The organism is Eubacterium limosum, from assembly GCF_000807675.2.
Taxonomy (GTDB): Bacteria; Bacillota; Clostridia; order Eubacteriales; family Eubacteriaceae; genus Eubacterium; species Eubacterium limosum.
This window is the reverse complement of the sequence record NZ_CP019962.1, coordinates 3,890,234-3,901,535: the sequence shown is the minus strand read 5'-3', so window position 1 is coordinate 3,901,535 and position 11,302 is coordinate 3,890,234. Positions and strand designations below refer to the sequence as shown.

Genomic DNA, 11,302 nt, shown 5'->3' with positions numbered 1-11,302 from the left:
AGTTAACGGAATTTAACCGAAGCTTTACAAAATCATTGGTTTTACAAATCGCAGTCAGATTGGTATAATAATGAGAGAAAAGAATGAGAGAAAAGAATGGAATCTAAAAAATTCTTTATAAAAAATAAACAAATTCTTTGGTGGGGTATCCCTTTTCTGGCAGCTTTGGCAGTGGTGCTGCCCTTGCTTCTTAAGGATGGCATCCCCTTTGGAAATGATGCAAGCTTCCATCTTTCCAGGGTCGTCTCGATCGCAGAAGGTCTTAAAAATGGCATTTTTTTACCAGGAGTCTATGCCGATTACTTTAATGGCTACGGCTATGGCAACGGGCTTTTTTATCCGGATTTCTTTTTGTATATTCCGGCAGTACTGTCGCTTTTGGGCATGCCGGCCATCACGGCCTACAAGGCTTTTCTGATTTTGCTCACAGGCGCTATGGCCTGCACCATGTACCTTTCGGTCAAATCGGTATGGCGGTCTGATTTTGCGGCCTCGGCTTCCACTGTGCTTTACCTCCTATGCTCCTTTCACACCACTGACCTTTATCAGCGGTCGTCGGTGGGGGAGCTTCTGGCCTTTGTCTTTCTGCCGCTTATTGTGGCAGGCTTCTGGCAGGTGGTTTACGGCGAGAAGGAGAAGTGGCCCTTGCTGTTCAGCGGTTTTAGCGGTCTGGTGCTTTCACATGTCCTGACCGCCGTGCTGATGGGGGGATTCGCCGCTGTCTTTCTGCTGTTCAATATACCAAGGCTGGCGGCACTTGGGAAAGCAGCGCTTTGGAGCATTGTCCTGACTTTGTTTTTTCTGCTGCCCATGCTGGAACAGCTGGTGGTTAATCCTGTTTGGGGCGACACCGGACTGCTCGGGAGTATTTCGGACTGGGCCGTGCCTTTTAAAAATTTAATTCTGGCAATACCTCAAAGTATCGGCGAAAAATATGTACCGCCGGCGGGGATTGGTCTGGCGCTGACACTACTGATAATAGCGGGTTTGTTTTTTAACAGAAGTGACAGGTTGGTTCAGATTCTTTCGCTGTCAGGCCTGTTTTTACTGTTCTGCGCGTCAGTATATTTTCCCTGGCATTTGTTTGAGAATGTACTGTCAACCCTTCAGTTTCCATGGCGGTTCTATCTGTTTATCTCGGTGTTCTGGTGCTTTGCTTCTGGCAGGATTATTGAGAGCATGACAGAAAAAAGGGAAAACCAGGTGATCATCGCAGCCATCGCTGCTGGAATTATGTTCATAGCATATTTTGCAAATGTTGCGTATACTTATAAAAATTATGCGCAGATGGTTGTCAATACATACCCCACTTTTGCAGCAGGATGTGAGTATTTACCGGAGGATGTCACTTTATCACACATCCAGGAATCACAGAAAAACCATCAAAGCACTGTAAAACGCACTAATTATAGTTTGTATAAAATAGAATTAGAACGAAACGGTTCAAATGAACTGCCGCTCATTTATTATAGTGGGTATGAAGCCATGCTTAATGGCAATCGCGTCGAGGTTTACCGAAACGTAAATGGCATGGCAGAAGTAGCAGTTAATGAAACCGGTATGTTAATTGTCCAATACAAGGGAACGCCTCTCCGGCGTGTCAGTGAGACCATCAGTCTCATGGGCGTCATTGTGGGGATAGCCCTGCTCTTTAAAAATAGAAGAAAGGAAAATGATCAGAATGACAGAAAAGTTTTATCATCTCAGTAAAAAGGAAATCATTTTTCTGGTGGCAGTAATCCTGATTTACAGCGTTGTAGGCTACTGGAATCTGGGCTCAAGAGTTGAGCCCCAGACCTATTATGATATGGAGGAGGGGACACCCGCCGCAGAGTTTGAGCTTCAGAAACAGCCGGCGTCCATCGCGCTGTATCCAACGGTTAATGATTCCTCAAAATATGTGGGCATACAGATATTATGCTCAGATGATGGCGTGAACTGGAAACAGGCCTTTGATACCCGGGACGACGACACCGACTATACAGCGGCCATGATCTGGTACCACTACCCGCTGAACACGGATGAGAATACCCGGTACATCAAAGTTAAAAAGCTGGATACTGCCAACCGTCTGGTATTAAGCGAGGTAGCATTCTTTGACGAAAACGGGAACAGGCTGGCGGCAACGCCCCTTAACGAAGGTTCCGCGAGGCTTCTGGATGAGCCGGAGACAGTGCGGACCACCTCGGATCGGCTGAACAGCGCTTACTTTGATGAGAGCTATTTTCCCGCCTCGGCGCTGGAAATGCAGGATGGCCTGAGTGTGGCCGAGATGGATCATCCTCCGGTGGGCCGGCTGATCATTGGCCTGGGGATGGATCTTTTTGGCAGAACGCCCTTTGGATTCCGCTTTATGCAGGTGCTTTTCGGTATCGCCATGTTGCCGCTGATCTATTTCTTCGGCAAGGCACTTTTCAAATCACCGCTGTGGTCCGGTATTGCCACATTGCTGCTGGCTTTCGATTTTTTGCATTATACACAGACACGGATCGGAACCCTGGACGCCTTTCTTGTCTTTTTTATCCTGGCCATGTATGCCTTCCTGTACTTTTTTCACATCAGTACATCAAGGCCAGCCCGGTATGTGTTTTTGCTGCTCAGCGGGATTTTTACCGGCCTTGCCATTGGCACTAAGTGGTCAGGCTGTTACGCGGCCCTTGGACTGGCAGTTCTGTATTTTTACTGGCTCATCCGGGATATGGTAAAGGGCGATAAAGGTGTCCGGCGGCAAAGACTCGGCGAGTCCTTTTTCTGCTGCCTGGCTTTTATCGTCGTTCCGGTGACCATTTACACCCTGTCCTATATTCCTTATGCGGGCACCATACCCGATAAGGGGTTTTTCGAGGTGTTTTTCGGCCATCAGCAGCAGATGTTCGGCTACCACACCGGGGCTTCGACCCATTACCACCATCCCTATTCCTCCAAATGGTATACCTGGCTTCTGGCTTTAAAACCAGTGTTTTACTATTATCAGAAGGCGCCGGAAACCATTTATCTTTACGCGACTGGCAACCCGATGGTCTGGGGAATTGGCCTTTTCGGCACAGCCTTTGCGTTGGTCCACGGGATATGGAAACGCCATTCTGCAGGTATCGTCATCGGTGTTGGTTACTTTTCCCAGATGATTCCCTGGCTTTTTATCACGCGGGATACCTTTTTATATCACTATTTCCCGATGATTCCTTTCCTGATGCTGGGGGTGGCCTATCTGTTTAAGTACATGGGCTGTACGCCCCAGGCAAAGCCCTGGAAAAAAGCATATATCGGGCTGTTTATGGCCTTTACGGTCTTTTCATTTATCTGTGCTTTTCCGTTTATCTACGGCAGTCCCATGAAGTGGGAGACGGTGCTGTTTATGCGCCAGCTGTTTATGGTATTTGCCGGTGTGATGGGCGGCGCCCTGCTGCTGCTCATGGGCTATGATGTGTATCATCTGCGGCGCAAAAAGAAAGAAAGCGCCCTGCTGGATGAAAATAATGGAGATATGCTTTAAGACAGGGACTGATTATGGTATAATGCAGTGGGAACCATAAACAGGAGGAGACAATGCAACATAAAATTCAAAATAAGCTTTTGGGCTTTGTGCGGGTACTGGAGATTTTTATCGCCATCCTCATCGCCATTGCCATTATTATTTCAGCCCTTGCTCTGATTCCCGATCTTTGGCAGTTTATAGGAAATTATGGCGATTCGCAGGCCTTCCGGGTGTTTTTGGGTTATGCCTTTAACACGCTCATCGGCATTGAGTTCCTTAAAATGCTGATCAAGCACTCCACCGCGTCGGTCATAGAGGTTTTGCTGTTTGCCATTGCCAGGGAGCTGATCGTTGAGCACACCACGCCCTTCGAAAATTTGATGAGTATTATATCCATCGCCATCCTGTTTGCCATCCGGCGTTTCCTGTTCGTCTCAACCTTTGATGACGGAGAGGGCGGAGAAGGTATGTCCCAGGGTGGACTGATGTGGTTTAAGCATCGCTTTAAAAAGCACGAAGCACCAGCAGATGACAGCATTTTAGCTGTTTCTGAAGGCGCGGAAAACATTTTAAGTGACGACAAAGGAGAGAACAATCATGAAAACAAAAGTAGCAACAGATAAAGCCCCTGCGGCCCTTGGCCCATATTCTCAAGCGCTGGTAGTAGACGGCACTCTGTACGCCTCCGGGCAGCTGGGGATTGATCCGTCCACAGGCGAAATGCCGGAAGCCTTTGAGGCCCAGGCGAAACAGGTGATGCTCAACATGGGCGCAGTGTTAAAAGAAGCAGGATATGACTATTCTGATGTGGTTAAAACCACAATTTTTGTCGATGATCTTGCCAATTTTACTGTGCTGAACGACATTTACGGCGAGTATTTTACAGAAAACCAGCCGGCCCGTTCCTGTGTGCAGGCAGCCAGAATACCCAAGGATGCCAAGGTCGAGATTGAATTTATTGCGGTGAAATAATGAATGGAAAGCTGCTGCACAGAGTGCGGCAGCTCTTTTTTAACTGAGAAAGGAAGTAATTAATGACCCGTTTACTGGTACGCCTGTTTATTAAAGAGGGCGATAAAACCGGAGACCCGGATGTCCGACAGGCCTACGGTGTATTAAGCGGCGGTGTAGGCATTGCCTGCAATCTGCTGCTGTTTTTAGGAAAGCTTTTGCTGGGCTTTGTGACAGGCGCCATCTCTATTGTGGCCGATGCGGTCAACAACCTGTCGGATGCCGGCTCCTCCATCATCACGCTGCTGGGCTTTAAAATGGCGGGAAAACCTGCTGACCACGGGCACCCCTACGGCCATGGACGCATCGAGTACCTCAGCGCGCTGTTTATATCCGTTGCCATTATTCTTATGGGGGTTGAGCTGCTTAAATCGTCCGCAGAACGGATTTTAAACCCGGCGGAGACCTCGGTAAGCCTTGTGGTTTTTGTCATTTTGATCGCTTCGATTTTAGTGAAGCTCTGGATGTTTTTGTTTAACCGGAAGCTGGGCCGGAGGATCAATTCCTCAGCCATGGAGGCCACAGCCCTGGACAGTATCAGCGACAGCCTGGCCACGCTGGTGGTACTGATCGGTATGGCCATCAATTATTTTACAGGCTATGATCTGGACGGCTATATGGGTGTAATTGTGGCGGCCTTTATCCTGATAACAGGTATTAAATCTGCAAAGGACTCGGTTCAGCCTCTGATTGGCGCTCCTCCCGATGAGGGCTTTGTGGAGAAAATTCACCGCATCGTCATGTCCCATCCAGAGATAAAGGGAATGCATGAGCTGCTCATTCACGACTATGGCCCGGCACACGCCGATGTCTCCCTGCATGTGGAAATGTCCAGTCAGCTGGACATGGTCACCGCCCACGAGATTATTACCAGTATTGAGGACGAGCTTAAAAGCCAGTGCCACTGTGATGTCACAATCCATATTGACCCGATCGTGGAGGAAAAAACAGAGGAACAGTAAATCCATCGATGAAGGTACGTCGAAACGACGTACCTTCATCGTCTGCGCCCCTTGACTTTTAAAATAACTTAGGCTATGCTTAACCAATAGAGGAGGGAGAACGTTGAAAAATCCACGATTAGAACAAATTATTCAGCTATTGCAACAGCAGGGGACCGTTAGCGTTTCCCAGCTCAGTGAAATTTTTCAGGTAACCACGAAGACCATCCGCCGTGATTTGGAGCTTCTGGAATCCGAGGGAGAGCTTTTGAGAACCCATGGCGGGGCACAGCTTGTCAAGGAGGATATCCTCAGAGAAAAGCCTCTGGAGCTTCGTCTGAACATCGAGGCAGAGAAAAAGAAACGAATGGGGCTCAAGGCCACAGGCCTCATCGAGCATGGTCAGAAGATTTTTATCGGCGCCGGTTCATCACTCTATCATTTTACAGAGCATATTGACAATACCAAGCGGCTTTATGTTGTAACTGATTCGGTCACAGTGGTCAACCAGCTCAACAGCCGCAGTGAGATCGGTATCTTTCTGGTGGGTGGAGAAATCACAAAGCATACCCTCAGCACTTCGGGCACCATTGCGGAAAACACACTTCGGGATTTTTACTTTGACCTGGCCTTTGTATCCGCCACAACAGTGGATGAGCAGGGAAACCTTTTCCACCGCGGCCCGGCGGAGTACGGTGTATACCGGCAGTTGGCGAGCCATTCCAAAAGGCTGGTGGCACTCATGGACTCTGGCAAGCTTTTTAAACGTGATTTTATTAATGTGTCAACACTGCGTCCAGGCGATGTCCTGGTGACCGATGCAGAGGCAGACAAAGAAATGGTCAAGCACTATAAAGAAATGGGGCTGACCGTCATAATTGCTGAATAACAAATGATAAAACCGGTATGGGAAAATACGGAAATTTCCCATACCGGTTTTTTTAGTGCAAAAAAACTTAAGAAATGTTCAAAAAGGAAATATAAACCAAAAAAGCCTTGACAAAAAAGAAAAAATGTCCTAATATGTCCTTAAAAATAAACCTAAATGGACACAAACGGCTGACGTGGGAGAGAGAAGTATGAACAGCATAAAAAACACAGTAGAAAAAGCGCTCAGGGAAGCGTTCCCTGGGCTTGAAATCAAGGTTTCAGTCGACGAAAGGCAGATCGTAACACTGGCAGGAGAGTGCGGGGACTGGCAGCAGTTAATTGATGTGGGACACAGGGCAGCCAATGTGCCGGGAGTGAAAAATGTCGTCAGTGATATGTGGGTAAAAGGACTGGAGATTCCCAGAAAGGACTACCAGACCGGACGGGCAAAGGGCTATGAAGCCGGACTGGTGGGGGAAGCGGACATTGTCATTGCCGGAGCCGGTGTCATCGGCTGTGGAATTGCGCGGGAGCTGGCTAAGTATCCTCTGAAAATTATTGTTGTCGAAAAGAATGATGACGTCTGTACGGGTGCGTCTAAGGCCAATAATGGAAATATTCATCCGGGTCACGCGGCCAAAACAGGAACCCTTAAAGCCAGGCTCAATATATTGGGAAACCGGATGTATGACAGGTGGGCAGATGAGCTGGGGTTTGTATTTCAGCGGAACGGCCTGATGTACATTGCATGGGAGGAGGCTTACATCCCGGCCCTTAAGGAGCGCTATGACAAGGGTGTGGAAAATGGTGTGGACGGCATTGAAATGCTCGACGGCGAGCAGGCAATGGCCATCGAGCCAGAACTCAGAAAGCTGGACAATCCACCCATTGCGGCAGTCTGGCTTCCAAGCCTGGCTCATGTAGAGCCCTATGACGTCACCGTGGCACTGGCTGAGAACGCGGCCCATAACGGTGTTGAATTCTGGTTTAACACGCCGGTCTGTGATGTGCTGAGACATGACGGCAGAGTTGAAGGCGTGGTCACGCCAAAGGGTATGATCAAGGCGGGCTATGTCATCAACTGCACCGGCGTTTACGCCGATGATCTTTCAGAAATGGCGGGAGATCGTTCCTTTACCATTCATCCAAGAAAGGGGACCATCGCGATTCTGGATAAGGCCAAGCAGTATCCCTACAGGCCCCAGATGGGCTTTGTGGGAAACGCCCTTGAAAACCGGATGAAAAAAATCAAAAACGCTGAATCGAAGGGCGGAGGCTGCTGCAAAACACCAGAGGGAAATTACCTGCTTGGCCCGTCAGCCAAAGAAGTCTGGAATAAGGAGGACACCGCGACCGACCCGGATGGCCTGGAATATGCCATGAGCTGTAACCAGCACAAGAATGTGGGGCAGCAAGACCTTATCCGCGTTTTTACAGGAGTGCGGGCAGCGGATTTTAAAGAGGATTTTATCATTGAGATGTCTCCGGTGACCAACGGCTTTATCAATGTGGCGGGGATCCAGTCGCCCGGGCTGGCTTCAGCGCCAGCCATCGCCGAAATGGTCGAGAACATCGTGTTGGAGGATTCTGAGAAGAAAAACAGAAAACTCGAAGTCCGTCAGGACTATCAGCCGCGCGAAAAGCCAAAAACACTTTTCAGAAAGCTGCCGCCGGATGAGAAGAGGAAGCTGATCGAGAGAGAGCCTTCCTTTGGAAAAATTGTCTGCCGCTGTGAAACCATCACTGAGGGTGAGATATTGGAGGCACTCGACAGTCCGGTCATGCCGGCATCCATCGAGGCCATAAAACGGCGGACAAGAGCCGGGATGGGAAGATGCCAGGGGGGCTTCTGCCAGCCGCGGGTGATCGAGATCCTTGCCAAAAAACTTGGCAGGGACTGGAGTGAGATCAATTTTTCAGAACAGGGGACCAATTTTCTGGAAAAGATGAATAAATAGACACAAACGCAATGAGGGGAAAAGAGTAATGGATAAAAAATATGTGGTAGGTATTGACAGCGGCACACAGAGCACCAGAGTGATCATTTTTGATACCAGAGGCCAGAAGGTCTGTATGGGCATAGCCGCCCACCCGCCGTTAATTGCTGAAAAGGCAGGCTATGCAGTACATGACTATGACGATCTATGGAACGGCCTCTGCCATGCCTGCGACGATTTGTTTTCAAAATTCGAGGGTGACGTTCATGAAATTGCTGCGATCGGCTTGTCCGGGCAGCGGGGAACCACCTTTTTTGTCGGAGAGGATAACCGCCAGCTTTGCAGGCCCATCAGCTGGATGGATTTGCGGTGGCGTGAGAACGCTAGTCATTTACCGCCGTCCACTGAAGCGATGGACCCTTGGTGTGATTATCTCAGGAATTATTCAAGAATGAACTGGATGAAAACGAATTCTCCAGAGCTTGCCGGAAAAATACACAAATATCTGACGGCTCCGGGCTACATGGGCTATCAGCTTTTTGGCGGCTATGTGGATACCCTGGCCAACAATCTGGGAATGCCTGTAGACCGGGAGCAGTGGGCGCTTTATGAGGATGATGAGGTTTTTGAAAAAATGGGACTGAAGCGCAGTCAGCTGGCGCGGTTTGTGGAGCCTGGGCAGGTGATGGGTCATGTCACAGCGGAGGCGGCAGCGCTTACAGGCTTTCCAGAGGGCTGCCCGGTGGTGGCCTGTGCGGGTGATAAACAGTGTGAGGTTTTAGGCTCTGGCTCCATCAGTGACGGGCAGGCATACATTACACTGGGAACCCTGAGCGGCCTGGACATCGTAGGAGAAAAGTATATCCCAGATGCTTACAAAAAGCTGAAGCACCGCACCTATCTGGCATCTGTTCCAGGCACATGGCATGCTGAGGCGGCAATATCAAAGGGGTTTTGGCTGGTGTCATGGTTTAGGGACAATCTGGCTGAAGGGCTTGACGCCAAGGCGGAGAAGCTAGGTATGACCATTGAAGCCTACCTTGACAGGGAAGCAGAGAGCATTCCGGCAGGCAGCGAGGGGCTGGTGACGATTCCAGACTGGAAATCCAACTGGGATAAGCCTGCCGCCAAGGGTATGTTTATTGGTTTTGACCACCGCCATAAAAGAGCCCACATGTTCCGATCACTGATCGAAGGCATTGTGATGCAGCTTAAAGTCAGCACAGATGAAATGTGCGGCATCATTGGAAAATCCATCACAGAGCTTCGCGTGGGAGGCGGCGGGAGCAAGAGCGTCACAGCCGTACAGACCATTGCGGATGTATTCAATATTCCGGTTAAAAAATCTGTCGAAACAGAAACCTGCTCTTTAGGCTGTGCTATCTGCGCGGCGGTAGGCGCAGGGATCTTTCCGGATTTTCAGCAGGCTGTCGAAGCCATGGGGCAGCAGACAGAAACCTATACCCCGATCGCAGAGCACCATGCCGTATACCAGAAGCTGATGGACCGCGTGTTCAGCCAGTGCTACACCATTAATGAGGATTTATTGAAGGAAATCGCTGAAATAACGGCTTAGCCGTTTTAAATAAAATACACAACAGATTGGAGAAAGCGCATGAAACAGGAAGAGTTGATTTTAGGTCTTAAAAAGGTGGTCGGCGACGATCGGGTAATCACAGACGATGCCAGTATTGAGGTGGCATCCAGAGATTATATTGGTTTTCGCCGTTATCACAGGTCAGATGGGAAAATATGGGTGCCAAAGGCCGCCTGTGTTGTAAAACCCGCTGACACCCAGCAGGCTTCAGAGGTATTAAAATTTTTAAATGCAAACAAGGCCGATGTGGTGCCCAGAACCGGCGGTTCCAGCGTTACCATGGGCTTGGAGCCCGTGGAGGGCGGTGTGATTTTAGACGGCTCAGATATGAATGAGATTATTGAGATTGATGAGGAAAACCGGATTGTAACCGCCAAGTGCGGCACACCTCTGGAATACCTTGAAGAGGTGCTGAACAAAAAGGGCTTTACCACCGGGCACTATCCACAGTCCCTGCCCCTTGCCAGCCTGGGCGGCCTGGTGGCAACCCGGAGCATCGGCCAGTTTTCAACCCTTTACGGCGGTATTGAGGATGTGATCGTCGGGCTGGAAGCTGTGCTGGCAGACGGTACCATTGTCCGTATAAAAAATGTGCCGAGACGTTCCACCGGGCCAGATCTCAGACACCTGTTTATCGGCAGTGAGGGGATGCTGGGCTTTGTAACAGAGGTTTCCTTAAAGCTGTACCCCTACAAGCCAGAGAATAGATGGATGCGTGCTTATGGTGTTATCGGCATGAAGCGGGGGCTTGACTTTATCCGGGAAATTATGATTGCTGGCTACAAGCCGGCAGTGGTGCGCCTTCATGACAAATATGAGGTAGCGGAACGTATGGGAGCGCCAGCGCCAGAGGGTTATGCCATGCTTCTCTTTATCGCGGAGGGACCAGCGGAAATCGCGAGGGTTACAGGCGAAGCCATTGAAAAACTGGCAGGCGAATACGAGCTGTTAGATTTGGGTACCAAGCCAGTAGAGGTCTGGCTGGAAACACGAAACGATTCCTGCCCGAACATTGACAAGCCCATCAATTACAATAAGGGGCTGGTTTCAGACACCACTGAAATAGCAGCCAACTGGTCTGAAATCGGGGACATCTATGAAGCGATGATCGAGAGAATTCGGAATGAGATCAGCAATATTTCCTTTGTCGGCGCGCATTCCTCACACAGCTACCTTACAGGGACAAATATTTATTGCCGGTTTAATTTCTTAGCGGATAAGGGGGTCGATGCCGTACAGAAAGATTATATGGATCTGGTCAGCATTATTATGGAAGAGACACTGAAGCGGGGCGGAAGCATCGCACATCATCACGGCTCTGGGAAATACCGGACAAAATGGATGCCGCAGGAGCACGGCTCATCCTATGAATTGATGTATCGCCTCAAGGATGCACTCGATCCAAACCATATTATGAATAAGGGCGTATTGTTAGTCGAAAGATAATTTTAGGGGTAAAATTAAATATTTA

At 49.3% G+C, this 11,302-nt stretch carries 9 protein-coding genes; all 9 read left to right on the top strand.

Annotation, left to right across the window (positions count from 1 at the left end):
* Positions 1-96 precede the first annotated feature (96 nt).
* The 9 genes from B2M23_RS18325 to B2M23_RS18285 all read left to right on the top strand — a co-directional run bounded on the left by B2M23_RS18325 (position 97) and on the right by B2M23_RS18285 (position 11,277).
* The gene (locus B2M23_RS18325; RefSeq protein ID WP_038351554.1) at positions 97-1,710 is read left to right on the top strand and encodes a 6-pyruvoyl-tetrahydropterin synthase-related protein; all 1,614 of its coding nucleotides are present in this window, start codon (positions 97-99) and stop codon (positions 1,708-1,710) included.
* On the top strand, positions 1,673-3,493 hold the full coding sequence (locus B2M23_RS18320) for a phospholipid carrier-dependent glycosyltransferase (RefSeq protein WP_052237141.1): 1,821 nt from the start codon (positions 1,673-1,675) through the stop codon (positions 3,491-3,493). The genes B2M23_RS18325 and B2M23_RS18320 overlap by 38 nt, the downstream gene beginning before the upstream one ends.
* A gap of 53 nt (positions 3,494-3,546) precedes the next feature.
* On the top strand, positions 3,547-4,098 hold the full coding sequence (locus B2M23_RS18315) for a phosphate-starvation-inducible PsiE family protein (RefSeq protein ID WP_052237142.1): 552 nt from the start codon (positions 3,547-3,549) through the stop codon (positions 4,096-4,098).
* A complete protein-coding gene (locus tag B2M23_RS18310) occupies positions 4,073-4,447 on the top strand; it encodes a RidA family protein (RefSeq protein ID WP_038351555.1) in 375 nt (124 codons plus the stop codon). Before B2M23_RS18315 ends, B2M23_RS18310 begins: the two co-directional genes overlap by 26 nt.
* Before the next feature lie 62 nt (positions 4,448-4,509).
* Positions 4,510-5,448 (top strand): cation diffusion facilitator family transporter, encoded by a 939-nt coding sequence (locus B2M23_RS18305; protein ID WP_038351556.1) that lies wholly within the window; start codon positions 4,510-4,512, stop codon positions 5,446-5,448.
* A 103-nt stretch (positions 5,449-5,551) separates the two neighbouring features.
* Positions 5,552-6,316, top strand: coding sequence for a DeoR/GlpR family DNA-binding transcription regulator (locus B2M23_RS18300; protein ID WP_038351557.1), 765 nt, complete (start codon positions 5,552-5,554; stop codon positions 6,314-6,316).
* Positions 6,317-6,506: 190 nt separating this feature from the next.
* Positions 6,507-8,255: an FAD-dependent oxidoreductase gene (locus tag B2M23_RS18295; protein ID WP_052237143.1), complete on the top strand. Its 1,749-nt coding sequence runs from the start codon at positions 6,507-6,509 to the stop codon at positions 8,253-8,255.
* Positions 8,256-8,283: 28 nt separating this feature from the next.
* Positions 8,284-9,810, top strand: coding sequence for an FGGY-family carbohydrate kinase (locus B2M23_RS18290; RefSeq protein ID WP_038351558.1), 1,527 nt, complete (start codon positions 8,284-8,286; stop codon positions 9,808-9,810).
* Positions 9,811-9,849: 39 nt separating this feature from the next.
* Positions 9,850-11,277, top strand: a complete 1,428-nt coding sequence (locus B2M23_RS18285; RefSeq protein WP_038351559.1) for an FAD-binding oxidoreductase — start codon at positions 9,850-9,852, stop codon at positions 11,275-11,277.
* The last annotated feature ends 25 nt before the right edge of the window (positions 11,278-11,302 follow it).

What these genes read in the sequence shown, in the direction of transcription:
- B2M23_RS18325 (WP_038351554.1), top strand. Translation starts at nt 97, where the DNA reads ATGGAATCTAAAAAATTCTTTATAAAAAATAAACAAATTCTTTGGTGG.
- B2M23_RS18320 (WP_052237141.1), top strand. Translation starts at nt 1,673, where the DNA reads ATGATCAGAATGACAGAAAAGTTTTATCATCTCAGTAAAAAGGAAATC.
- B2M23_RS18315 (WP_052237142.1), top strand. Translation starts at nt 3,547, where the DNA reads ATGCAACATAAAATTCAAAATAAGCTTTTGGGCTTTGTGCGGGTACTG.
- B2M23_RS18310 (WP_038351555.1), top strand. Translation starts at nt 4,073, where the DNA reads ATGAAAACAAAAGTAGCAACAGATAAAGCCCCTGCGGCCCTTGGCCCA.
- B2M23_RS18305 (WP_038351556.1), top strand. Translation starts at nt 4,510, where the DNA reads ATGACCCGTTTACTGGTACGCCTGTTTATTAAAGAGGGCGATAAAACC.
- B2M23_RS18295 (WP_052237143.1), top strand. Translation starts at nt 6,507, where the DNA reads ATGAACAGCATAAAAAACACAGTAGAAAAAGCGCTCAGGGAAGCGTTC.
- B2M23_RS18290 (WP_038351558.1), top strand. Translation starts at nt 8,284, where the DNA reads ATGGATAAAAAATATGTGGTAGGTATTGACAGCGGCACACAGAGCACC.
- B2M23_RS18285 (WP_038351559.1), top strand. Translation starts at nt 9,850, where the DNA reads ATGAAACAGGAAGAGTTGATTTTAGGTCTTAAAAAGGTGGTCGGCGAC.